The organism is Streptomyces sp. NPDC050534 (genome assembly GCF_044457745.1).
Classification (GTDB): Bacteria; Actinomycetota; Actinomycetes; order Streptomycetales; family Streptomycetaceae; genus Streptomyces.
Genome location: NZ_JBITHF010000001.1, coordinates 321,888 through 344,937, shown reverse-complemented (window position 1 = coordinate 344,937; position 23,050 = coordinate 321,888). Strand labels below are relative to the sequence as shown.

Sequence of the window (23,050 nt, the reverse complement as noted above, 5' to 3'; positions counted from 1 at the left end):
GGCGCAGGGCTCATACGCCCTCAACGTCACGTCCGCCGTGATCGCCGCTTTCACCCGGGTGAAAGCCCCTTCGGCGCCGTCGGCTCACCCTGTCGCGACGCATGCTCCGTGCCGTCCGGATCGCTTTCCGGCGGAGAGGAGCACGACATGCGTACAGGCAAGGAGTACCTGGCGGCGCTGGACGACGGCCGCAAGGTGTGGGTGGGGGACGACCTCGTGGACAACGTGGCCACGCACCCCAAGACCAGGGCGTACGCCCGGAGCATCGCGGACTTCTACGACCTTCACCACCGCCCTGACCTCCAGGACGTCATGACGTTCGTGGACGAGGAGGGCGTCCGGCGGTCCATGACATGGTTCCAGCACCGTTCCAAGGAGGACCTGCTGCGCAAGCGGCGCTACCTGGAGACGGTGCAGCGGGAGCTCGGCGGCGGGGCGATCCCGCGCACCCCGGACGTCAACAACTACGTCCTGCTGACCTACGTCGACGACCCGGAGCCCTGGAGCAGCCAGTCCGTCGGGACCGCCGGGAGGGACCTCACCGAGGGGATCCTCGACTTCTGGAACGTGGTGCGGGACGGTGACCTCAACGCGACGCCGGCCTTCGTCGACCCGCAGGCGAACCGCTCGCGCGATTCCGCACAGGCCGAGTCCCCCGCCCTTCAGGTGGTCGGCACCTCCGACGAGGGCATCACCGTGCGGGGTGTGAAGGCGATCAGCACCGGGGCGGCCTTCGGGGACTGGATCCACATCGGCGTCTTCTACCGCCCCGGAATCGTTTCGGAACAGATCATCTACGGCGCGGTGAAGCCGAGCACCCCCGGAGTCACCGTCCTCTGCCGGGAGAGCAACGTCCGGGACGGCGAGGAGGTGGAGCACCCGCTCGCCGCGCAGGGTGACGAACTGGACAGCATCATCGTCTTCGAGGACGTGTTCATCCCCTGGAACCGCGTCTTCCACATCGGCAACCCCGAGCACGCGTCGCTGTACCCGCAGCGCGTCTTCGACTGGCTGCACTACCACTCGGCGATGCGTGCGATGGTGAAGGCCGAGTTGATGCTCGGTCTGGCCCTGCTGATCACCGAGCACATCGGCACCTACCAGTTGCCGCCGGTCCAGGCCCGGATCGCCCGGTTCGCCGGTTTCCACCAGACACTCAAGGCGCACCTGATCGCTTCGGAGGACGAAGGGTTCTTCACTCCCGGCGGCATCTACAAGCCGAACGTCCTGATGTTCGACTTCGGTCGGGCGTACTACCTCGAGCACATCTCCGAGATGGCCCACGAGCTCATCGACCTGTCCGGTCGTGCCGCGCTCATCTTCCCCACCGAGGGCCAGTGGCAGCGGCCCGAACTGCAGCCGTGGCTGGAGGCGTTGCAGACCGGACCGGTCGGAAGGCCGCACGACCGGCTGAAGATCAGCCGAGTCATCCGCGACATGTTCCTGTCCGACTGGGGCGACCGCATCAGCACCTTCGAGAACTTCAACGGCACACCCCTGCTGGCCATCCGCACCCTCACCATGAAGCGCGCCGAGATGTCGCCGAACGGCGCCATGGCCGACCTCGCGCGCCAGGTCTGCGGCCTCGAAAGCGTGCGCAACGACGCCGGGGAGACCGCGTACACGGCTCAGGCGAACTACGCCCGACGCCAGGACGCCTCACGCCAGGGCGCCTAGGAGCAGGACGCCGGGGCCCGGGTCACAGCACCCCGCACTGCCGGGCCCTGGCAACCGCCTCGCCTCTGTCGTGCGCGTCGAGCTTGCGGAAGATCGCGCGTACCTGTGTCTTGACGGTGTTGTGGGACACGTAGAGCTCGGAGGCGATCTCACGCAGTGTCAGCGAGCCGCAGAGCGCACGCAGCACCCGGCGCTCCCCCAGCGACAGGTCCTGGGGGCGGGGGACGGCGGGGGGCACGACGGTGTCCTCGCCGGCCACCACAGCGTCCTCGCAGGCCCGGCCGAGCAGGTCCGTCAGTATTCCGGGCGACTCGCACCGGGCCGCCGCCCGTTCGGCGGCCTCCCGGAATGTGCGTGCCGCGTCGGTGTCGGACCGTGCGCTCTCCAGCCGTGACCGCGTGAAGTGCCACAACGCACGCATGTGGGGTTCGCCTTCCGTCCGGGGCGAGCCCGCGAGCGCCGCTTCCGCGTCGGCCAGTACTCGCTCCGCCTCCTCGACGAGTCCTTCTTCCAGGAGGAGCCCGGCCCGGCCGAGGTAGGCGGGAACAGAGACGAAGTGCCGGTCCAGGCCGAGCGTCGCGACCTCTTCGAGGGCCTCGTCGCTCAGGATGCGCGCCAGTTCGTGCCGTCCGGCCAGCAGCGCGCACACGCTCCGCAGACCCAGCGCGCGGACGAGCGCCAGGCCGTGCCCGGCGGCATGCGCGTCACGGGTCGCCTCGCCGAGCAGCGCCTCCGCCTCCTCGTACCTGCACGTCCACAGCAGAGCGGCACCGCGGGCCGTGCCGGCCAGCGCCCGCCAGGAAGTCAGCGGAAGGGTGCCGGCGACGGCGGACTCGCCGAGACGGTCGGCAGTCAGGACCTCGCCCTTCAGACAGCAGGCCACGGCCTGGGCGACGGCCGCCGCATCGGACACCGTGCCGCCTTCGCCGACCGTCTGCCGCCCCGTCTGCCTCAGCCGGGCCACGTCCAGCCAGCGCCGGGCCGCTTCCGGGGCGCCCTCTGAGAGAGCCGCCATCGCCGCCACGACGCACAATCTCGCGTCGGCGGCGACCGTGCGGGACGGCAAGAGGTCCAGCCAGTGCGAGACCTGCGCACCGTGGCCCGCCGAGATCGCCTCCTCCCAGCCGTCGAGGACGGACGCGACGGCCGCGGACTCGTCGCCGCCCAGCATCCAGTGCCGTACGGCCGCAGTCGTGTGCCCCTGCCGGGAGTACCACTGGGCCGCGGACCGGTGCAGGGACTCGACGGTGCGCGACGCTTCGGCCTCGAGCACGTCGGACAGCAGCAACGACAGTGCCCGGTGATGCCGGTACGCCGACGGCTCGACGGCGACGGGCACGAGCAGCTGCACGGTCCGTGCGAGCTCGCGCAGCAGGACGCCCGCCCGGGCCCCGGCGAGGGCCCGGCACGGCCCGACGCTCAGTTCGTCGAGCACGCTGGTACGCAGCAGGAACCGGCGCTGTTCGGTGGTGAGCCGATGGAGGACCTCGGTGGCCAGGTACTCGGTGACCGCTTGCCTGCCGCGGGCCATGCACCCCGCGGTGTCGGCCTCGTTCGCCGAGCGGGCCAGCGTGCGCCCCACGAGGCACAGCCCCGCCGCCCAGCCCTCGGTGGCCTCGTACAGGGCGCCCGAGATCTCTGGGGCCGGGGCGGACCCGAGCAGAGCGGTGAGCACCGCCCGGGCCTCCTCCGGGGTGAAGGCCAGGTCGCGCTGGTCGAGTTCGGCCGTCAGGCCCCGGGCACGCAGCGTCGGAAGGGGGCTTCCGGGGATGTGCCGCGTCGACAGAACGATGCGGAAGCCCTGGGGAAGTCTGATCAGAAAGTCCTCGAGGGTACGCATCGCGTCGGCGTCCGTGATGGATTCCAGTCCGTCGAGGATCAGCGTGAGCGGTCCCGCCGCGCCCAGTGCGGTCACCAGATTCGGCAGGAGCTCCTCGAGCCATGCGTCGACCCTCCACTCACCGCCCTCGAGGTGAGCGGGCAGATCGGGCCGTGCGTGTCGCAGGGCACCCAGGACGCCCGCCCACAGCCGGTCCGGAGTGTTGTCGTGGGCGTCCAGGCTGAGCCAGACGCACTGGCCGCGAAGCGCCGGGCGCCGCGACCACTCGGTCAGCAGCACTGTCTTCCCGGCACCGGCCGGCGCGGAGACGACCACCACGGGCTCGGTCACCATGTCCAGCCGGCGCAGCAGACGCGGACGGGACAGAAGATGCGGGGGCTGGGCCGGAGGACGGAGCTTGAAGGCCGGCACGGAGCTGGTCATGGCACCTTCCGTGGAGTGGGGTCGGGACGGGCGGAGCCCCCGACGACCGTGGCTCGCCTCGCTCGAACCTGACGTCGGGGGCGGTGACGGGCCGGTCACCGGGCCCGCAGCGCTCCCTTCGGAAGGTTGCCGGTGAGCGCAGCCCTGAGCGTGCCGAAGCCCCCGGCGAAGTGGAGCAGCGGCCGGCTGTCCGCCCGGTGTGAGCAATGGCGGACGTCCCCCACGAAGATGGTGTGGTCCCCACCGGGAAGCGCCTCGGCGACGTCGCACACGACGGCCGCGATGGCGTCCCTCAACACCGGCACGCCGTGGTCGTCGATGGTCTCGACGTTCGCGAACTTGTCCGCTTTGGAGACCGCGAAGTTCCGCGCCAGGGGTTCGCCGTCCTCGCCGAGCACGTTGACCGCGAAGCGGCCGTGCTCGGCGATCGCGGTCCGCGTGTACAGGTGGTTGCCGATGCATACGAGCAGCTGAACCGGGTCCAGGGACAGCGCGGACACGGCGCTCGCCGTCATGCCGATGGGCGTGCTTCCGGAGCGTGTGGTGATCACGCTGACACCCGTGGCGAGCCGGCCCATCGTGGCTCGGAAATCGACCGTCGTGTCGAGGATTTCAGTCATCGGGACCTCCTGAGAGTCGGGAAGGGTGTCGGTCTGTCGCGCGGGGAAGGGGAACGTCTCGCGGTCGCGGTGGGCGGACGTGTCGTTCGAGCAGGGCTCAGGCCGCGAAAAGCGGTTCGAGGACGAACGTGCGGCGCAGCAGGGTGTACGGCACGTCGGTCAGCCCGCGGCAGGGTCCCTCGTCGGGCGCGTACGTGTCGTAGTCCTCCAGCAGCGACTCCTTGACCCCGAACACCGGATCCGCGTCCAGGTAGGCGTCGTCGGAGGGGAACAGCATGGTGGTCACGCGCTGGAATCCCGGGGCCTCGATCAGCAGGTGCACATGGGCGGGACGCATGAGTGACCTGCCGGTCGCGCTCATGAGTTCGCCGACCGGGCCGTCACCGGGTATCGGGTAACTGGACGGGCGGATGGAGCGGAAGCTGAAGTGTCCCGTCTCGTCGGTCCGGAACAGCGCGCGCATGGCCGGGTCGACCTGCCCGGGCACCTCCATGTCGTAGTGGCCGTCCGCGTCGCTGTGCCAGACGTCCACCGCGGCGCCGGCCACCGGCGCTCCCTCCGCGTTCACGACCCGCCCCTCGAAGAACAGGGGGGTGCCGGGCAGCCCTTCGGAGATGTCGGCGCCGTCCTTGTGCTGCGGCCTGTCCTGCCTGAAGTAGGGGCCCAGGACGCTGTTCTGGGTGGCTTCGGCGGGGCGCTGATTGCACAGGGCGTCGACCAGCATCGTGACGCCCAGCACGTCGGACAGCAGGATGAATTCCTGCCGCGTCGGCGTGCACATCTGCCCGGTGCGCGTCAGAAAGTCCACTCCCCGGGCCCACTCCTCCTCCGTCAGTTCGGCCTCGCGGACGAAGGCGTGGAGGTGCCGCACCAGTGATTCCAGGATCTCCGCGAGCCGGGGGTCCTTGGTGTCCCGCATGGTCGAGATCACGGCTCCGGTGATGGTGTCGCTGGTGAGATCACGCATGGCGTGCTCCTGTGGTGAGTGGGTGTTCGGTGACGGAGCCGGTCCGGGAGTGCGGGCGGCCCGGTGACGGCGACGGCGGCTCGCCGGCCCAGGCCCGGGCCAGGAAGGTGCGGACAGCGCTCCGGTCCACGGGCCGCGGATTCCAGTAGCCGTCCCGCACGACGAGTTCGGCCGCCTGGTCGATCCCCGTTTCGGGCATGCCGAGGTTCCGCAGTGCCCTGGGCGCGCCGAGCCGCCCGGCGAGGTCGTACAGGGCGGTCGCGGGGTCGTCCCCCGGCAGTGCCTGCGCGAGGCGCGCCATGGCCTCGCCGGCCGCCGGGGCGTTGTAGGCGATGACGTGCGGCAGGACGACGGCGTGGGTTTCGGCGTGCGGAAGCCCGAAGGTGCCGCCCAGCACATGGCACACCTTGTGATGCAGGGCCATGCCCACGGTGCCCAGACACGTGCCGGCCAGCCACGCCCCGTACAACGCGTCGGCCCGTGCCTCCGTGTCGTCCGGATGCCGCGCGACGAGGGGAAGGGACCGGGCGAGGGCGTCGAGTGCTTCACCCGCCATCAGGAAGGCGACCGGGTCCCGGTCCTGTGCGTAGAGCGCCTCGACGGCGTGCGCCATGGCGTTGATGCCGCTGACCACCGATGTCGCCGCCGGCAGGGTGAGCGTCAGGTCGACGTCGTACACGACCGTCTTGAGCAGCACTTCCGGCAGCCGCCGGGTCGTCTTCCTGCGGCCTTCGGTCTCTCCGAGGATCGGCGTCATCTCGGAGCCCGCGTACGTGGTGGGCAGTGCCAGCTGCGGAAGGCCGGTCCGGGCGGTGATCGCCTTGCCCAGGCCGATGGTCGAGCCGCCGCCGATGGCGAGCACCGCGTCGGCGCCCACGGACCGGGCGTACGCGACCGCCTTCTCGGTGACCTCGACGGGGGTGTGCGGGGCCGCCTCCGCGAAGGTTCCCGCGGCTGCCGCGCCGAGCTGTTCGCCGGTCTGCGCGGCCTGGTCCGCCTGGTCGGGCGTGCACAGGACGAGCACCCGGCGGCATCCGAGAGCATCGGCCTCTTCGGGAATACGACTGCGGGTACCGCTGCCGAAGACCACCTTGGTGATCTGTCCCCGGTGCACGAATGACTTCATGATGACTTCCTCGGTTCTGCGGCTCCTTGGATGGTGGAAGGAAGCCTCACCGGGACGAGACGCGTCAACGGAATCCATGGGGGATAACGCGGTCCGGCGCCCGGAATACCCAGTTCACGCGACCTGTGCCCTGCCGGCCGCCGGCGGGCCGCCTCCGATATCACTCATCTGCGGGATACCCGCGCAGGACGGGGCGTTGGACCGTGGGCGCTTCCGGTCGAGTCCTTGTTCACCGCCTCGCGGAAGCGGTGCAGACCGCCGCTGTGACACCTCGCCGCGCACGCGCTGCGCGAACTCCTCTCCCACGGCGCCCAGTTGGATTCCGGCCGCATCGCGCTTGATCGGGCGGTTGCCTTGACAGTGCACAGGGAGGCACCCAGGATGGAAACCATGGAAACTGATTCCGTTTCGAAAGTTTCCGAGCGCGACAGGCAGGGCGCCGAGGCGATCCTGGAGGCAGCCGGGCGGTTGTTCTTCGCGCCGGACTCCGCGCGGGTGAGCATGGACGATCTCGCTCGTGAGCTCGGGATGAGCAAGAAGACGATCTACCGCCACTTCCCGGACAGGCGCAGCCTGCTGGCCGCGGTGCTCGACCGGCAGTTCGCGGCGGTGGAGCGGACTCTGGAGGCTTCGGCCGAGGGCGCGGAAGGGCAGCCGTTCGATGTACGGGTCCAGCGGTTCCTGATCGCGGCGGGCACCGAGCTCGGACGGATCGGCGCGGCGCAGCTCGCCACGGGACGCGGCGGTGACGCGATGCTGCGCCAGTACGTGGAACAACGAGTGGACGCGCTGATCTACCGGCGTATCGACGAGTTGTTCCGGGACGGTCACCGGCGGGGACTGCTGTCGGCACCGCCCGAACTGCTCGGTGAGATCACCCGCGGCGCCCTGGAGCGGCTGTTCACGTCCCGGCTGCCGTACGAACTCGAATGGACCGCGGCGGATCTGCTGCGGGCGACCGTCGACACCGTGCTGTACGGGGCGATCCGCTCCAGCGGCCCCGCGATCGAAGACGAACGACCCGGGGCGGTCATGCCGACGGCCCCCGACGATGAAAAGGAGGTGGGTCCATGACCGTAACGACCGGCAGGGTGGCATTGGTGACTGGGGCCAGCAGCGGAATCGGTGCGGCCACAGCGCGCCTGCTGGCGGCGCGTGGGATGCGCGTGGTGGTGAACTACCTCCGCAGCGGCAAGGCGGCCGAGGAAGTGGTGGCCGACATCGAGACGGCCGGCGGCCAGGCCATGGCGGTGCAGGCCGACGTGCGCGAGGCGGCGGCGGTCGAGAGCATGGTGGAGCGGGTCGGGGCCGCTTGGGGCGGGATCGACGTGCTCGTGCACAACGCGCTCATCCCGTACGCGGTCAAGTCCTTCCGGGACATGACGTGGGAAGAACTGGGCGGCAAGCTCGACGCCGAGATGCGCGCGGCCTTCGCGGTGACCAAAGCCGTCCTGCCCGCCATGACCGAACAGGGCTGGGGGCGCATCATCTATCTCGGTACCGGCCTCAGCCGTCGGCCCCGGGAGGGCATGATCGCGCTGGGTACGTCCAAGGCGGCACTGGAGCAGTTCGCCCGGTACCTCGCCCAGGAACTGGGCCCGCAGGGCATCACGGTCAATGTCGTCGCACCCGGCCCGGTGGAGTCCCGCACCGCCGATGCCGTGCTCGACGACGCAACGAGGCAGCGGCAGGTGGCGGCCACCCCCCTGAGCCGCCTGGCGTATCCGGCCGATGTCGCCCAGGCGGTCGCCTTCTACGCCGGCGAGGACAACGCGTTCATGACGGGCACCACGGCCGCCGTCAACGGCGGAATGGCCATGTACTGACGACTCGCTGACGCCCCGTCACCCGGGGTCATTCGGTCCCGGTCCGGCCGACGGCCGGACCGTATCCGGTACACCGTCACCCGAGCCCGGATGCCACGGCGCCCGTAACGGGCCCGGCCGCACGACGGTGACACGATCAAGGACAAGCACTCATGCACACGATCGATCTTGCGTACGTCGGGCGGGGCCTGCACGAGGAACTGGCCGCCTACATCGCCGACCAGCAGGGCTTCTACGCCGACGAGGGCGTCCACGTCGCGCTGCGCGACGGCTGCACCTGGGACGAGGAGCGGCTGCGCCGCTGCGCCACCATCGGGCTCGGCCGGGCACTGCTGTCCCGGCTGACCGACGGCACTCCCTGGGTCGGGCTCAACGTCAACACCCACCGGCCGCTGTTCTGGTTCCTCGCCCGCTCCGGCCTGACCTCTCTGGCCGACCTGGCCGACCGGCGGCTGGCGGTGCACGCCCCTCACACCGCACCGGGGTGCTTCACCCGGATCGTGCTGCGCGGGGCGGGCCTCGACCCGGACCGTGACATCAAGACGATCGTCCGCCCGCCCGGCGACTACGGCATGGACCTGCGCCGGCTGCGCGACGGCGAGATCGACGCCGCGCTGGTCGGCAGCACCATGGCGCCGGAGGCGGTGGCCGCCGAGCACGGCTGGGAGGTGCTGGCGTGGATGGGGGACCACTTCCAGATCCCCACGGTGGGCCTGGCCGTCGACCCCACCTACACCGACCCGGACGGCCCGGCGGTCCAGGCCGTCCTCCGGGCGCACCGGCGCGCCCTGCAGGTGATCCGCAACGATCCCGACACCACGGTGCGGCACATCCAGACGTTCCTCGGCGGGCACACCGCGGACGAGGCCCGAGCTCACTACGAGACGTTCATCGCACCGCATTTCACCATCGACGGCCAAGCCGATCCGGCCGTCGGCGACAGGGCGATCGCAGCGGTCGCCGCCGAACTCGGCGTCCCCGTCACCGTCACCGCGGCCGAGTTCTACCGCACGGCGGCCACCATGTCCTAGAGGCGGGGTCCTGGTTGCCGTGCTTGTCGTCCCCGTGCCGTGTGGGGGCGAGAAGGCTGCGCACGAGCACGCGTACGGCCGCGGCGACCATCAGCAGGGTGATCACGCGGGGCCTGCGCGAGGGTCGTGCCGGAGCGGGCCGGAGAGATTCGTCGACTCGGCCGGGACCGGCGGGAGGCACGACCGGCGGCCGGGACCGGCGGGAGGCACGACCGGCGGCCGGGACCGGCGGGAGGCACGACCCGGAGCGCCGACGCCACGCGCTGCTGACGCCGTCGGATGCACCCGGCCGATCTCCGGTCCGCGTATCCGTCCAGCAGCGTAGGCGAACGTACCGCGCGGCAGTCCGGGAAGCCGGGCTCAGCCGCCGCGCCGCACCCGGGCCGCCTTGCGGGCCTCCGCGAGCTTGCGGGCCTCGCTGGTCTTGCGCGACGACCTGCCGCCGGAACCGCCTCCGGATCCGGCCTTCACGTCCTTGGTGCTGCCCAGACCGCGGAACGGCGCGTTGTGGTTCTTGGGGCGCGGTGCGGCCGGTCCTCCGTCGAGCGGCGTTCCGGAGGGTGCCTTGGCGCCGGTGATCCGGCTCAGCTCCGCCTCGCCGGACCGCACCGTGGTGACCTTGGGGGCGACGTCGGCGTCCGCCATGACCTGGCTCGTCTCGCGGCGCTGTCCCGACAGGACGAGTGTCACGACGGTGCCGGAGCGTCCCGCCCGGGCCGTGCGGCCCGCGCGGTGCAGATAGTCCTTCGGGTCGGTGGCCGGGTCGACGTTGACCACGAGGTCGAGGTCGTCGATGTGCAGGCCGCGTGCGGCGACGTTCGTCGCTACGAGCGCGGTGACCTGCCCGTTCTTGAACTGGGCCAGGGTCCGGGTGCGCTGCGGCTGGGCCTTCCCGCTGTGCAGGGCGGCTGCGGCCACGCCGTTGGCCCGCAGATGCCGCGTGAGCAGGTCGACGCCGTGCTTGGTGTCCAGGAACAGCAGGACGCGGCCGTCCCGGGCGGCGATCTCCGTGGTCACGGCGTACCGGTCCGGGCCGTGCACGACGAAGACATGGTGCTCGATCGCGGAGACCGCGCTGGACGAGGGGTCCACGGAGTGCACGGCGGGGTCGCGCAGGTAGCTCTGCACCAGCTGGTCGACGTCGCGGTCGAGGGTGGCGGAGAACAGCATGCGCTGCCCGTCGGGACGCACCTGGTCCAGGATCTCGGTGACCTGCGGCAGGAAGCCCATGTCACACATCTGGTCGGCCTCGTCCAGGACCGTGATGCGCACCCGTCCCAGCCGGCAGCCCTTGCGCCCGATGAGGTCGTGCAGCCGGCCGGGCGTGGCGACGACGATCTCGGCGCCGTCCCGCAGCGCGGCGGCCTGCCGACCGATCGACACTCCGCCCACCACGGTCGCGAGCCGCAGCCGCAGTGCCTCGGCGTACGGGGTGAGCGCCTCACCTACCTGCTGAGCCAGCTCCCTCGTGGGCACCAGAACAAGGGCCAGCGGCTCCTTGGGCTGTGTGCGCCGCCCGGCCGTCCGGGCGAGCATCCCCAGGCCGAAGGCGAGCGTCTTGCCGGATCCGGTGCGGCCCCGGCCCAGGACGTCCCGGCCCGCGAGCGCGTTCGGCAGCGCCGCCGCCTGGACGGGGAAGGGCACGGTCACACCGTGCTCGTCGAGCACCCGCAGAACCTCGGCCGGCAGCCCCAGCTGCGCGAAGGACGCCACCGGGGGCGGCGTCGAAGTGGCGCCCGACGCCTCGGACACATCCTGCTGCCGGGCATCGGCACCTGCTGATTCGCTCACGGAAAGCCTTCCTCCGAGGGGACCGTACCGAGGAAGGCGCGGCGAGGACGCGGCCACCGGCCAGGAACCCGAAGGGGCACCGACACAGCGACGCAAACGTTCAACGCTAGCACGGGGGCGAAGTGGCCAGGTCCCCCGTGGCCGCGCCCTCAGCGTCGGGATGAGCGATCTCACTTCCTTACGGTCATCCGCCCGAGTCCGTAGACCCGGTCAGGGCCTTGACCCACTCGGCCGGCCACGGCTCGCCGGCCCGTTCGTCCCGCTCGTCCCGCGGTGGCACGTGTACGACCGTGTAGTGGCCGGCGGCCGCGAGACCGCGCGGCCGGCCCTCGTGCTCCTCGCCCCACACCTCGAACCCGAACGTCATCGACGTCGTGCCGATGCGCTCCACGGCCAGGACGGTCGTCACCTCCTGCCCGAACCACAGCGGAGACGCGAAGTCGGCCTCGTAGCGCACGCGCGGCGCGGCACCGAAGTAGCCGACGATCCCGCGATCGCGGACCAGGGCCGCTTCGGCCGCCTCCACGAACCGCCCGATCGCCGCGTTGTGGTAATGGCCGGAGGCGTCGGTGTCCGACCACTCCACGCGGGATCGGTGCACGATGCGGGCGAGTTCAGCGGGCATGGGCGGGCTCGCGGTTCGGAATCCGGTGCGGGTTGGCGGGTTGTTCGGCGGGGACGGGGCGGAGCGGCGACAGCCGTGGTCGTACGGCGTCGGTGGGCGAGGTCGGCAGCGCGCGCCGCCCGGCGGCGGACTGCCGCGAGGAGTCGCGCCGCTCGTCGTTCCGCACGCCGGTGCGACCGGGCGCGGGGAAGTCGCCGGGTGCGCCGTCCACGGCGGAGTACGTGTTCATCGAGAACAGCATTACCCGGTTCTTCAACTCCGACTCCCGTGGCCGGAGGGACTGGAACATCGCCGGTGCCCTGCCGCGGTGCTGTTCATCCTGTGCGCCCGGCGAACTCCTCGTCGTACGGCTGCAGACACGCGAGGGCGCCTGACAGAGCAGCTGCCTGTCAGGCGCCCTTCGCGTGATCACCCCCGCGCCGCCTTGTCGGTGTCTCCGGTGCCGACGGGTGCGGCGAGGCGGTTATCTCACTGCGATCTCCTGCGGTAGGAGGCGCGGTGTCACCACGAGGACTTGTTCGGGCCTGACGGGTAGTCCGGCTTTGACGGGATGTCGGGCGTCGACGGGTGGTCGGGCCTCATGGGCATCGCGGGGTGGTCGGGCCTCATGGGCATCGCCGGGTGGTCGGGCGCCATGGGCTGCGAGGGGTAGTCCGGCCTGGCCGGGTGCTCCGGCTGCGCGGGCTTTTCCGGGTAGACGGGCTGCTCCGGCTTCGCGGGGTGATCGGGGTAGTCGGGCTTGGCCGGGTGCTCGGGGTAGTCGGGCTTGGCCGGGTGCTCCGGGTAGGCAGGCTGCTCCGGCTTGGCCGGGTACGCGGGCCGCTCCGGCTGCGCGGGCTTCTCCGGGTAGGCGGGCCGCTCGGGCTGAACGGGCTTCTCCGGGTACGCGGGCTTCTCCGGGTACGCGGGCTTCTCCGGGTACGCGGGCTTCTCCGGGTACGCGGGCCGCTCGGGCTGAACGGGCTTCTCCGGGTACGCGGGCTTCTCCGGGTAAGCAGGCTTCTCCGGCTTGGACGGATACGCGGGCATCTCCGGGTAAGCAGGCTTCTCCGGCTTGGACGGATACGCGGGCATCTCCGGCTTCGCGGGGTAGGCAGGCCGCTCCGGCTGCGACGGATAGGCCGGTTTGGCGGGGTAGGCGGGCTTCTCCGGATAGGCAGGCATGGCCGGCCTCGTCGGGTACGCGGGCTTCTCCGGGTAGGCCGGCATCGCGGGCTTCGTCGGATACGCAGGCTTCTCCGGGTACGTCGGCATGGCCGGCTTCGTCGGATACGCAGGCTTCTCCGGGTACGAAGGCATCGCGGGCTTCGTCGGGTAAGCAGGCATCGCCGGCTTCTCCGGGTAGGCGGGCTTCGTCGGATACGCAGGCATCGCCGGCTTCTCCGGGTACACCGGCTTGGCCGGGTAGGCGGGCATCTCAGGCTTCGTCGGATACGCAGGCTTGACCGGGTAGGCAGGCATCGCCGGCTTCACCGGATACGCGGGCATCTCAGGCTTCGTCGGATACGCAGGCTTGACCGGGTAGACCGGATAGACCGGCTTCGACGGATACTCGGGCTTCACCGGATGGGCCGGGTACTCGGGCTTGACCGGATACGCCGGGTACTCCGGCTTCACCGGATGGGCCGGGTATTCCGGCTTGACGGGATGCGCCGGGTATTCGGGCTTCACCGGGTGAGCGGGGTACTCCGGCTTCGACGGGTGTTCCGGCTTGGCCGGGTGCGACGGATACTCCGGCTTCTCCGGCTTGGTCCAGTGACCCGGCTTCTCCGGCTTGCCCTCATGCCCGGGCTTGCCCTCATGCCCAGGCATGCCCTCATGCCCAGGCATGCCCTCGTGGCCGGGCTTGTCAGGCTTCGACTCATGCCCAGGCTTTTCGGGCTTGGAGTCATGGCCCGGCTTCTCCGGCTTCGTTTCGTGCGCCGGCGGTGCCGGGTGTGCCTGGGGTACCGCCTCCGCCGGTTGGGATTGAGGCCCCGTACCGGACGATTGCTCCGGGTGCGGGGTCGCCGGGGCGTTGTCGTCCTGGGCGTAGGCGAACAGCGGGGTTGTTAGTGGGGTGGTGGCGAGCGCGGCGACCATGGTGGCTGACGCCAGAACGGATCGCCATCTCGGCGATGTCGTCATTGATTCCACTCTCCTCGACTTGGTTCAGAGCTTGGTGACAGCTGGTCAGTACCAAGAGCCGGACAGTGGAATAATCAGGAAATCGCAAGGAGGAATAACGCTTCGGCCGCCATAAGCCACCGGATGGGGTAGCGCGGGAGGCCAGTTGGCCCGGCCCATGGCAAAATCCTGGGCCCGGAACAGGCAATTGAGCGCAGTCAACTACAACGCGTCTGTGTCTTGGAGAAATACACCGGCGGCGTAGTCGGCTGAAGGGCGAGGCGATTCAGAGCACGGGCGCCAGTACAGCGCGGGATCCGGAAGGTCCGTGAAGCCCAGGTCGCGGTAGAGGGGCTCGCCCTCGGCAGAGGCGTAGAGGTCCACGCGGGCGACCTCGCGTTCGCGGAACCAGTCGAGCAGGCCCCGCATGATCGCCCGGCTGTGGCCGCGGCGCCGGTGGGCCGGGTCGGTGATGACGCCGATCACGTGGCCGATGCGGCCGTTGCGGAGGTGCGGCCCCGGCAGCCGCTGCTCGATCGTGCCGATGCCGCAGGCCGCGAGGCCACCGTCGCCGTCGCCGTACCTGTCACGGTCACGGTCACGGTCACGGTCGCCGTCGCCGTCGCCGTCGCCGTCCACGACCAGGATGCGCACATCCTCCGCCGTCAGCTGTTCTTTCAGCACCACGGCCAGCGCGTCCAGCCAACTACCGTCGTCCGTGGCGGGGTTGAAGAACTCGCCGCCGAGATCGTCGAAGAGCAGGGTCCGCAGGCGCAGGAGCTCCACGAGGTCGTACTCCGTCGCCTGCCGGACGGCCGGGGTGATTGCGGTGCGTTGTGGCATGTACACCAGGCTGCTGTAATGGTCTTATGCATCTCAACCCTTACGGCGAGGATGCCGTGAACCTGGCCGCCGACCTGGCCAACCGGCGCCCCGCCGATGCCGAGGACCTCGCAGACCGCTGCCGGTCCGCCGGGCTGGTCCTGGACCGCCCGGTCACTCCGGCGGACCTCGCCGACACCGTGGAGGCGCTGGACGCGTGGGAGAAGGTCGTCGACGCGAGCGACGAGCACGAGCGGGCCGGGCTGCTCAACGCGATGCTGGCGTCGGCCGCCGCCTACCCGCGGATGACCAACCACGCGGGAAGCGGCTGGCACGTGCACTACCGGGACGACCGTCAGCCGCTCGGCAAGCTGCTGCTGTCCCTGATCTCCGTGGGCACCGCCCTGCACCTGACGGGGCGCGGCATGCAGCGTCTGCGGCGCTGCGCCGTCACCGAGTGCACCGCGATCTTCGCCGACACCTCCCGCACCGGCCGCCGGCGCTACTGCTCCCAGCGCTGCGCCAACCGTGACGCGGTCCGCCGCCACCGCGCCGCCCGTACCGCCGCTTCCTGACCGCAGACCGCCCGGCACGCGCCGGCCCTTGTCACCTCCGGAGCAACCGCCGTTCCGCGGGACTCAACTCCCGCAAACAGAGCAGCAATCAACCAATTGCGCGCCCGCCTCGCTGCCATATTCGAAAGCAACTTCGGAGGTGGCTGTGACGCGTGAGGCGACGACATCCCGGAACACGGCGACAGTGGCGCCGACGGCGACCGTGGGAACGACCGCGCCGGACGGCGACGGCACCGACGAACGCATGGCCGACCTGGTACGCCGCCATGCCCAGGCGATGGTCCAGGGAGTGCCGAGACGCCGCGGCGCCCTCGGTGCGCGCGAGCGGATCGGGCGGCTGCTCGACGAGGGCTCCTTCTGCGAGACCGGGTTGTTCGTACGGGCCCGGCCCACGGCGGATGGCTCCCAACGCCCGTACGGCGACGGGGTCGTGACCGGGTACGGCACCGTCGACGGGCGGCCGATCTGCGTGTTCGCACAGGACTCCACCGTCTTCGGCGGCAGCATGGGCGAGGCCTTCGGCGAGAAGACCGTGGCCCTGATGGACCTGGCGCTGAAGACGGGCTGCCCGGTCGTCGGGCTCAACGACTCCGGCGGCGCCCGCATCCAGGAGGGCGTCGTATCGCTCGCCCTGTACGCGGAACTGGTACGCCGCAACGTGCGGGCGTCCGGGGTGATCCCGCAGATCTCCGTCATCCTCGGGCCGTGCGCGGGCGGCGCCGCCTACTCTCCGGCCATCACCGACTTCACGGTGATGGTGGACGGCGCCTCGCACATGTTCGTCACCGGCCCCGACGTCATCGAGGCGGTCACCGGGGAGCGCACCACCGCCGAGGACCTGGGCGGCGCCCGCACCAGCAACACCGTCAACGGCAACGCCCACTTCCTCGCGGCCGACGAGGAGGAGGCCCTCGACTCCGTACGCGACCTGCTGTCGTATCTGCCGGCCAACAACCTTGAGCGGCCGCCGCAGTACGCACCCGGACACGGCGCCGACGGGGAGCCGCTGGACCGGATCGTCCCCGACCGGTCCGGGCACGCCTACGACATGCGGGCCGTCCTGGAGGCGGTCGTGGACGACGGTGAACTCCTGTACGTGCAGGAGCTGTTCGCGCCGAACATCATCTGCGCGCTGGCCCGTGTAGAGGGGGCCAGCGTCGGGGTGGTCGCCAACCAGCCGCTGCATGCGGCGGGCGTCCTGGACATCGACGCCTCCGAGAAGGCGGCGCGGTTCGTGCGGTTCTGCGACGCGTTCGGCATACCGCTGCTGACCTTCGCCGACGTCCCCGGCTATCTCTCCGGCGTCCGCCAGGAGCGGGCCGGCATCATCCGCCGCGGCGCCAAACTGCTCTACGCATACGCCGAGGCGACCGTCCCGAAGGTCACCGTGGTCGTGCGCAAGGCCTACGGCGGCGGGTACGCGGTGATGGGCTCCAAGCATCTGGGCGCGGACGTCAACCTCGCCTGGCCCACCGCCCGTATCGCCGTCATGGGAGCGGAGGGCGCCGTGGGTGTGCTGCACCGGCGCGAACTCGCCGCCGCCGCCGACCCCGACGCGTTGCGCGCGCGTCTCGTCGCCGCGTACGAGAGCACTCACGGGACGCCGTATCCCGCCGCGGAACGCGGGTACGTCGACGCCGTCATCGCCCCGCGGGACACCCGCGCCCACATCTGCCGCGCGCTGCGCGCCCTGCGCGGCAAGCGTGCACCGATGCCGGAGCGCCGGCACGGCAACATCCCGCTCTGATCCACATCCCCGTCATCTCTGATCCACGCCCCCAGTCGTCTCTGATCCACACCCTCAGTCGTCTCTGATCCGCACGTCCCGCCAGCCGAACCGCGATGTGAGGAGCCACGACCCTATGGAAAGCCGCCGCCCCCCGCTCGCGCCCGTGTACCGGACTCTGCCCGAGTACGTGCGGCACTGGGCCGAAACCACCCCCGACCGCAGGGCGTTCACGTTCGTCGACCACCCCTCCCCGGGTTCGCGCGGGGTGCATCGCACCCTGACCTGGCAGCGCCTGGACGTGCGGGTGCGGGCGCTGGCCGCCCGGCTCTCCGAGCAGGCCGAGCCGGGGGCGCGCGTCGCGCTGCTGTGCCCGCAGGGGACGGAGTACGTCACCGGCTTCCTCGCCGCCCTGGCCGCGGGACTGGTCGCCGTACCGCTGTATCCGCCCGGTCTGCCCGGGCACGGCGACCGGCTCGTCGGGGTCCTGGCCGACGCGCGTCCCGCGGCCGTACTGACCACGAGCCGGGCCCTGGAGGGGGTGCGGGACCTCTGCGAGCGCACGGGGGTGCCGGTCCTCGCGGTCGACCAGGTGCCGGACGCCACCCCCCAGAGCCGGCAACCTCCCGCGCCGGACGCCGCGTCGACCGCCTATCTGCAGTACACGTCCGGCTCCACCCGCGCCCCGGCGGGCGTGGAGATCACCCACGCCAACGTCGTCGCCAACGCCCGCCAGGCTCTCGCCGCCTACGGCGCGGACACGCACCCGGTGACCTGCGTGGGCTGGCTGCCGCTTTACCACGACATGGGGCTCGTGCTGAGCGTCGCGGCTCCTGTCGTGCGGGGTCTGCTGTCGGTCGTCATGGACCCGGCCGCGTTCCTGCACGAACCGGCGCGCTGGCTGCGGCTGCTCGGGGCGCATCCGCGGGCCCTCAGCGCCGCGCCCAACTTCGCCTACGACTACTGCGCCTCCGCCGTCACCGAGGCGCAGCGGGCGGAGCTGCGGCTGGACGGCGTCGCCGCCCTGATCAACGGCAGCGAGCCCGTCCGGCCCGGCACCGCGGACCGCTTCCACGCCGCGTTCGCCGCGCAGGGGCTGCCCGCCGGGGCGCACTGTCCCTCGTACGGTCTCGCGGAGGCCACCGTCTTCGTCAGTGCCGCCCGGCCCGGGGAGCCGGTCGCCCGGTTCGCCCTCGACCGTGACGCGCTCGCCTCCGGAAAGGCCCTGCCCGCGCGGCCGGACGACCCCCGGGCCGTGCTGGTGGCGGGCTGCGGGACCCCGGCGGGCCAGCGGGTGCGGATCGTCGATCCCTTCTCCTTCGCCGTGCCGGCCGAGGGGGAGGTCGGGGAGATCTGGGTGCAGGGGCCCAACGTGGGGCGCGGCTACTGGAACAACGAGCCCCAGACGCGGCGCGTCTTCGGCGCCACGATCAGTGAGGACGAGGGGCACGACGAATGCGCGGCGGACCGTTGGCTGCGCACAGGTGACCTCGGCACCGTCCTGGAGGGGCAGTTGATCGTCACCGGCCGGCTCAAGGACCTGATCGTGGTCGACGGCCGCAACCACTATCCGCAGGACGTGGAGGCCACCGTGCAGGAGGCCGATCCGGCGGTGCGGCGCGACCGGCTGGCCGCCTTCGCGGTGCCGGACGGTGCGGGCGAGCGGGTGGTGGTCGTGGCCGAGCACGCGCGGGCGTTGAGCCTCGCCGACATCGACGTACCGGCCCTGGTGCGGGCCGTGCGCGCGGCCGTCTCCGTCCGGCACGGGCTGCGGCTCGCCGACGTCGTGCTCGTCGCGCCGGGCGCCGTACCGCGCACGTCCAGCGGCAAGGTGTCGCGGGCGCTGACCCGCGCCCGGTATCTGGAGGGCGCCTACGGGGCGGAGAGCGCGGGATGAGCGCCGTCGACGAGGACGCGTTGCGCCGCCTGGTCGCCGAACGGGTGGCCGCCTGGCACGGCGCCCCCGCCGGCCATGTCCCGATGGACCGCCCCCTGGCCGACCTCGGCATGTCCTCGCGGGACGCGGTCGTGCTGGCCGGGGAGCTGTCCCTGCTGACGGGCCGCGAACTGCCGGCCACACTGCTGTGGGAGGCACCCACCGGCGACGCGCTGGTGGCGCACCTGTGCGGCACGGCAGCCCGGCTCGCGCCCGCACCGGTCACGTCCCCTCCCCCGGCCGTGCCCGGCGAACCCGTCGCGGTCATCGGGGTGGGCTGCCGGCTGCCCGGCGGCGTTCACGGCCCGGCCGACTACTGGCGGCTGCTGGACGACGGAGTCGACGCGATCACGCGCGTACCCGAAGCCAGATGGGGCGACTTCACGCCTTTCCCGCCCGTCGGCGCGCCCGCCTACGGCGGCTATCTCGACGACATCGCTGGCTTCGACGCCGAGTTCTTCCGCATCACCCCGCGCGAGGCCGCCGTGATGGACCCGCAGCAGCGGATCCTCCTGGAGGTCGTCCGCGAGACGCTCGACCACGCCGCCGTCCCGGCCGGCGCGCTCGCCGGTACGTCCACCGGGGTCTTCGTGGGTGTCTCGGCCCCGGAGTACGGACAGCTCACCGGCGCCGACCCTGCCGCCGTGGACCCGTGGGCCCCGGCGGGCGCGGCCCTCAGCGTGACCGCGGGACGACTGGCGTACGTCCTCGACACCCGTGGGCCCAGCATGGCCGTCGACACCGCCTGTTCCTCCTCGCTGGTCGCGCTGCACCACGCGTGCGTCAGTCTGCGCACCGGCGAGAGCGACACGGCGATCGCCGCCGGGGTCAACCTGCTGCTGTCGCCGGTCGTCGGAGTCGCCTTCGGGCGGGCTGGAGCACTCGCTCCGGACGGTCGCTGCAAGCCCTTCTCGACGGCGGCGGACGGCATCGGGCGCGGTGAGGGATGCGCGGCCGTCCTGCTGAAACGACTGTCCGACGCCGAACGGGACGGCGACCGCGTCCTCGCCGTCGTCCGCGCCACCGCCGTCAACTCCGACGGACGCTCCAACGGCCTCCTCGCCCCCAACCCAGCTGCCCAGCAAGCCCTGTTGACCACCGCCTACGTACGGGCCGGACTGCCCCCGGCCCACGTCGACCACGTCGAGGCGCACGGCACCGGCACCCCGCTCGGCGACCCCATCGAAGCGGGCGCGCTCGGCGCCGTGCTCGCGGCGGGCCGCGATCCCGAACAGCCGCTGCTGCTCGGCTCCGTGAAGGGCAACCTCGGTCATCTGGAGTCCGCCGCGGGCATCGCCGGCCTGGTGAAGACGGTCCTCGCACTCCACCACGACCGCATCCCGTCGTCGCTGCACTGCGCCCACGGCAGCGCCCTGGACGACCCCCGGCTGCGCGTGGTGACCGAGCCCGAACCGTGGCCCCGCTACGGCGGCACCGCCGTCGCCGGGGTGTCGGGCTTCGGGTTCGGCGGCACCAACGCCCATGCCGTACTGGAGGAATGGCGACCTGGAGTCCTCCCACCACCCCCGGCCGAAGAGCCCGAGGCCCGCCTGCACCTGCTCTCCGACATCGACACCGCACGGGTCCGCGACACCGCTGCACGCCTCGCGACGTGGCTGCGCACGCCTGAGGGCAGCACCGCCCGCGCGGCCGACGTGGCACGCACGCTCGCGGGGCGGGCCGGGCGTGGTCCCGTACGAGCGGCAGTCGTCGCGCGGGACGGGGACGAACTGGCCGACGCTCTGCACGCGTTGGCGGACGGTCGCCCGCACGCGCAGGTACTGACCGGGGACCGTGATCTGGTCGGGCGCGGCCCCGTCTGGGTGTTCTCCGGCTACGGCAGCCAGTGGCCCGGCATGGGACGCGGGCTGCTGACCGAGGAACCGGCTTTCGCCGCCGCCGTGGGGAAGCTGGACGCACAAGTCTCCGACGAGTTCGGATTCTCGTTCCACGAGCAACTGACCGCCGGCGATGGGCTCGATCGGCTCGAAGTCGCTCAACCCATGTTGTTCGGTGTGCAGTTGGCGCTCGCCGAGCTGTGGCGCTCCTACGGTGTCGAACCGGTCGCCGTCATCGGCCACTCCATGGGCGAGGTGGCAGCCGCCGTCTGCGCGGGCGCGCTGGACGTGCCGGACGCGGCGCGGATCGTCGCCGTACGGGCCCGGCTGCTCGGCGGACTGCAGGGTGGCGCGATGGCCGTCGTCGACCTGGACGACGGTGAACTGGCCGCGTTGGACGCGGACTTCCCCGGCGTGCACGTGGCCGTCCACTCCTCGCCCCGGCAGAAGGTCGTCACGGGCGACGAGGCCGCGGTCGCGCGTATGGTGCGACAGCTGGAGGAGCAGGGCCGTACCGCCCGCGCCATGCGGGTGGCCGGTGCCGGTCACAGCCCCCAGGTGGAGTCGCTCCTGCCGGAACTGACCGAGTCACTGGCGGATGTCCGGGGCGGCAGCCCGCGCATCCCCGTCTACTCCACCGTGCTCGACGACCCGCGCGGCGACTGCGCGTTCGACGCCGCGCACTGGGCCGCCAACCTGCGCCGGCCCGTGCGTCTGGACCGGGCGCTGGCGGCGGCCGCGGAGGACGGCCACACCGCCTTCGTCGAGGTCTCGCCGCACCCGGTGCTGGGGCGGTCCGTCACCGACACGGTGCCCGGCGCGCTGACCGTGGGCACGGTGCGCCGCGAAGCCGATGAATCAGCCGTTTTCCAGGCCGAGTTGGGCACGCTGTACGCGGCCGGCCTGCGCCTGCCCCTGCCGCCGGGTCGGGTCGTCGACCTGCCCGCGCCGCGCTGGCGGCACACGCGCCACTGGTGGACGGACGGCCGCACCTCACCCGCTCCGCCGTCCACGCGACGCTGGGACGAACCCGCCGCACCCGCCGTCGCGGACACGTCGGTCGCCGCCCGCGTCGGCCGGCACATCGCCGCCGTCACCGGCCATCCGACGACCCGCATCACCGCCGCGACGGCACTGGCCGACCTCGGCCTCGACTCCCTGATGGCCGTCCGCATCCGCACCGCCCTGGAGCGGGAGTTCACCGTCGAGCTGCCCCTGCGCGAGCTGTTCGGCGCGGCCACGGTGGGCGAGGTCGCGGATCGGATCGACCGGGCGACGTCCTCCCCGCTACGGGCCCTGCGCACCGGCGGCACACAGCCCCCGCTGTTCCTCTTCCACGCGGCGGGCGGGCCCACCGACGTCTACCGCGCGCTCGCCGAACGGCTCGGCGGCGACCGGCCGGTGTACGGCATGGAGCGGATCGAGTCCGCCCGTACCGTGCCGGAGAAGGCGCGCCGGTACGCCGAGGCGATCGCGTCCGCCCACCCCGACGGGCCCTGCGTGCTGGGCGGTTGGTCCTTCGGCGGCTTCCTCGCCCAGGAGACGGCACGGCAACTCGGCGCCGCCGGACGGGAGGTGAAGCCGGTCGTGCTCATCGACTCCGTACGGCCCCTCCCCCAGCCGGGCCGTACGCAGGCCGACCGCATCCGCGCGCACCTCACGGGCTTCGCCGCCTACGTCGCCGACACCTACGGCGTCGAACTGGGGCTGCCGTACGACGATCTCGTGGCGACGGACGACGACCGCGAGCGCATCGACCGCGTGCTGCGGGCCCTGCGCAAGGCCGTCGAGGTGCCGCCCGCCGCGCTGGAGCACCAGCGGGCCTCCTACCTGGACCTGAGAAGCGGCGAGGCGCATCGGCCTGGCCGCTACGAAGGGCCGGTGGTGCTGTACCGGGCCACCGCACCGGCCCCGCACACCGTGCGCGACCCGGCGTACGAGCGGGACGACGACGCCCTCGGCTGGGACGAGGTGTGTCCGCGCCTGACCGTCGTGCCGGTTCCGGGGCACCACCTGTCGCTGCTCGACCCGCCGCACGTCGACGAGATCGCCGCACATCTGCGGCGGGTGCTCGCCGCGCCGGACGCCACCGCCCGGCCGGACTCACCACCGGACTGAGGA

17 protein-coding genes are annotated in these 23,050 nt (G+C 72.0%); 8 read left to right on the top strand and 9 right to left on the bottom strand.

Going from position 1 to position 23,050, the window contains the following annotated elements; genetic code table 11:
* Positions 1 to 147 precede the first annotated feature (147 nt).
* Positions 148 to 1,677: a 4-hydroxyphenylacetate 3-hydroxylase family protein gene (locus tag ACIBN2_RS01585; protein ID WP_399132066.1), complete on the top strand. Its 1,530-nt coding sequence runs from the start codon at positions 148 to 150 to the stop codon at positions 1,675 to 1,677.
* 22 nt (positions 1,678 to 1,699) lie between these two features.
* On the opposite strand, the gene ACIBN2_RS01580 is transcribed toward ACIBN2_RS01585, so the two are convergent.
* The 4 genes from ACIBN2_RS01580 to ACIBN2_RS01565 all read right to left on the bottom strand — a co-directional run bounded on the left by ACIBN2_RS01580 (position 1,700) and on the right by ACIBN2_RS01565 (position 6,653).
* Positions 1,700 to 3,940, bottom strand: a complete 2,241-nt coding sequence (locus ACIBN2_RS01580) for a LuxR C-terminal-related transcriptional regulator (RefSeq protein WP_399132065.1) — start codon at positions 3,938 to 3,940, stop codon at positions 1,700 to 1,702.
* Between the two features lie 95 nt (positions 3,941 to 4,035).
* On the bottom strand, positions 4,036 to 4,560 hold the full coding sequence (locus ACIBN2_RS01575; RefSeq protein ID WP_399132064.1) for a flavin reductase family protein: 525 nt from the start codon (positions 4,558 to 4,560) through the stop codon (positions 4,036 to 4,038).
* 97 nt (positions 4,561 to 4,657) lie between these two features.
* Entirely contained in the window at positions 4,658 to 5,527 is an 870-nt protein-coding gene (locus tag ACIBN2_RS01570) for a dioxygenase (protein WP_399132063.1), read from the bottom strand.
* Complete coding sequence (locus ACIBN2_RS01565) at positions 5,520 to 6,653, bottom strand: maleylacetate reductase (protein ID WP_399132062.1); 1,134 nt, start codon at positions 6,651 to 6,653, stop codon at positions 5,520 to 5,522. The genes ACIBN2_RS01570 and ACIBN2_RS01565 overlap by 8 nt, the downstream gene beginning before the upstream one ends.
* Before the next feature lie 390 nt (positions 6,654 to 7,043).
* On the opposite strand from ACIBN2_RS01565, the gene ACIBN2_RS01560 reads away from it, so the two are divergent.
* The 3 genes from ACIBN2_RS01560 to ACIBN2_RS01550 all read left to right on the top strand — a co-directional run bounded on the left by ACIBN2_RS01560 (position 7,044) and on the right by ACIBN2_RS01550 (position 9,510).
* Complete coding sequence (locus ACIBN2_RS01560; protein WP_399132061.1) at positions 7,044 to 7,727, top strand: TetR/AcrR family transcriptional regulator; 684 nt, start codon at positions 7,044 to 7,046, stop codon at positions 7,725 to 7,727.
* The gene (locus ACIBN2_RS01555; protein ID WP_399132060.1) at positions 7,724 to 8,479 is read left to right on the top strand and encodes an SDR family NAD(P)-dependent oxidoreductase; all 756 of its coding nucleotides are present in this window, start codon (positions 7,724 to 7,726) and stop codon (positions 8,477 to 8,479) included. The genes ACIBN2_RS01560 and ACIBN2_RS01555 overlap by 4 nt, the downstream gene beginning before the upstream one ends.
* Positions 8,480 to 8,631: 152 nt before the next feature.
* On the top strand, positions 8,632 to 9,510 hold the full coding sequence (locus ACIBN2_RS01550; protein WP_399132058.1) for an ABC transporter substrate-binding protein: 879 nt from the start codon (positions 8,632 to 8,634) through the stop codon (positions 9,508 to 9,510).
* Positions 9,511 to 9,870: 360 nt separating this feature from the next.
* On the opposite strand, the gene ACIBN2_RS01545 is transcribed toward ACIBN2_RS01550, so the two are convergent.
* The 5 genes from ACIBN2_RS01545 to ACIBN2_RS01525 all read right to left on the bottom strand — a co-directional run bounded on the left by ACIBN2_RS01545 (position 9,871) and on the right by ACIBN2_RS01525 (position 14,875).
* Positions 9,871 to 11,301, bottom strand: a complete 1,431-nt coding sequence (locus tag ACIBN2_RS01545) for a DEAD/DEAH box helicase (protein WP_399132057.1) — start codon at positions 11,299 to 11,301, stop codon at positions 9,871 to 9,873.
* 184 nt (positions 11,302 to 11,485) lie between these two features.
* Positions 11,486 to 11,926: an acyl-CoA thioesterase gene (locus ACIBN2_RS01540; RefSeq protein WP_399132055.1), complete on the bottom strand. Its 441-nt coding sequence runs from the start codon at positions 11,924 to 11,926 to the stop codon at positions 11,486 to 11,488.
* A complete protein-coding gene (locus ACIBN2_RS01535; RefSeq protein WP_399132054.1) occupies positions 11,916 to 12,155 on the bottom strand; it encodes a hypothetical protein in 240 nt (79 codons plus the stop codon). The genes ACIBN2_RS01540 and ACIBN2_RS01535 overlap by 11 nt, the downstream gene beginning before the upstream one ends.
* Positions 12,156 to 12,427: 272 nt before the next feature.
* A complete protein-coding gene (locus ACIBN2_RS01530) occupies positions 12,428 to 13,738 on the bottom strand; it encodes a hypothetical protein (RefSeq protein ID WP_399132053.1) in 1,311 nt (436 codons plus the stop codon).
* Positions 13,739 to 14,254: 516 nt separating this feature from the next.
* Positions 14,255 to 14,875: a GNAT family N-acetyltransferase gene (locus ACIBN2_RS01525; RefSeq protein ID WP_399132052.1), complete on the bottom strand. Its 621-nt coding sequence runs from the start codon at positions 14,873 to 14,875 to the stop codon at positions 14,255 to 14,257.
* A 26-nt stretch (positions 14,876 to 14,901) separates the two neighbouring features.
* Here ACIBN2_RS01525 and ACIBN2_RS01520 point away from each other — a divergent pair, with 26 nt between their 5' ends.
* From ACIBN2_RS01520 to ACIBN2_RS01505, 4 genes are all read left to right on the top strand, one after another.
* Positions 14,902 to 15,429: a CGNR zinc finger domain-containing protein gene (locus ACIBN2_RS01520; RefSeq protein WP_399132051.1), complete on the top strand. Its 528-nt coding sequence runs from the start codon at positions 14,902 to 14,904 to the stop codon at positions 15,427 to 15,429.
* A gap of 244 nt (positions 15,430 to 15,673) precedes the next feature.
* Positions 15,674 to 17,176, top strand: a complete 1,503-nt coding sequence (locus ACIBN2_RS01515) for an acyl-CoA carboxylase subunit beta (RefSeq protein ID WP_399132862.1) — start codon at positions 15,674 to 15,676, stop codon at positions 17,174 to 17,176.
* Between the two features lie 115 nt (positions 17,177 to 17,291).
* Positions 17,292 to 19,052, top strand: a complete 1,761-nt coding sequence (locus ACIBN2_RS01510) for a fatty acyl-AMP ligase (protein WP_399132050.1) — start codon at positions 17,292 to 17,294, stop codon at positions 19,050 to 19,052.
* Complete coding sequence (locus tag ACIBN2_RS01505; RefSeq protein WP_399132049.1) at positions 19,049 to 23,047, top strand: beta-ketoacyl synthase N-terminal-like domain-containing protein; 3,999 nt, start codon at positions 19,049 to 19,051, stop codon at positions 23,045 to 23,047. The genes ACIBN2_RS01510 and ACIBN2_RS01505 overlap by 4 nt, the downstream gene beginning before the upstream one ends.
* Positions 23,048 to 23,050 lie beyond the last annotated feature (3 nt).

Bases quoted from the DNA above. Each gene is read 5' to 3' on its own strand.
- ACIBN2_RS01585 (WP_399132066.1), top strand. From the start codon at position 148: ATGCGTACAGGCAAGGAGTACCTGGCGGCGCTGGACGACGGCCGCAAG.
- ACIBN2_RS01580 (WP_399132065.1), bottom strand. From the start codon at position 3,940: ATGACCAGCTCCGTGCCGGCCTTCAAGCTCCGTCCTCCGGCCCAGCCC.
- ACIBN2_RS01575 (WP_399132064.1), bottom strand. From the start codon at position 4,560: ATGACTGAAATCCTCGACACGACGGTCGATTTCCGAGCCACGATGGGC.
- ACIBN2_RS01570 (WP_399132063.1), bottom strand. From the start codon at position 5,527: ATGCGTGATCTCACCAGCGACACCATCACCGGAGCCGTGATCTCGACC.
- ACIBN2_RS01565 (WP_399132062.1), bottom strand. From the start codon at position 6,653: ATGAAGTCATTCGTGCACCGGGGACAGATCACCAAGGTGGTCTTCGGC.
- ACIBN2_RS01560 (WP_399132061.1), top strand. From the start codon at position 7,044: ATGGAAACTGATTCCGTTTCGAAAGTTTCCGAGCGCGACAGGCAGGGC.
- ACIBN2_RS01555 (WP_399132060.1), top strand. From the start codon at position 7,724: ATGACCGTAACGACCGGCAGGGTGGCATTGGTGACTGGGGCCAGCAGC.
- ACIBN2_RS01550 (WP_399132058.1), top strand. From the start codon at position 8,632: ATGCACACGATCGATCTTGCGTACGTCGGGCGGGGCCTGCACGAGGAA.
- ACIBN2_RS01540 (WP_399132055.1), bottom strand. From the start codon at position 11,926: ATGCCCGCTGAACTCGCCCGCATCGTGCACCGATCCCGCGTGGAGTGG.
- ACIBN2_RS01535 (WP_399132054.1), bottom strand. From the start codon at position 12,155: ATGAACACGTACTCCGCCGTGGACGGCGCACCCGGCGACTTCCCCGCG.
- ACIBN2_RS01530 (WP_399132053.1), bottom strand. From the start codon at position 13,738: ATGCCTGGGCATGAGGGCAAGCCCGGGCATGAGGGCAAGCCGGAGAAG.
- ACIBN2_RS01525 (WP_399132052.1), bottom strand. From the start codon at position 14,875: ATGCCACAACGCACCGCAATCACCCCGGCCGTCCGGCAGGCGACGGAG.
- ACIBN2_RS01520 (WP_399132051.1), top strand. From the start codon at position 14,902: ATGCATCTCAACCCTTACGGCGAGGATGCCGTGAACCTGGCCGCCGAC.
- ACIBN2_RS01515 (WP_399132862.1), top strand. From the start codon at position 15,674: ATGGCCGACCTGGTACGCCGCCATGCCCAGGCGATGGTCCAGGGAGTG.
- ACIBN2_RS01510 (WP_399132050.1), top strand. From the start codon at position 17,292: ATGGAAAGCCGCCGCCCCCCGCTCGCGCCCGTGTACCGGACTCTGCCC.
- ACIBN2_RS01505 (WP_399132049.1), top strand. From the start codon at position 19,049: ATGAGCGCCGTCGACGAGGACGCGTTGCGCCGCCTGGTCGCCGAACGG.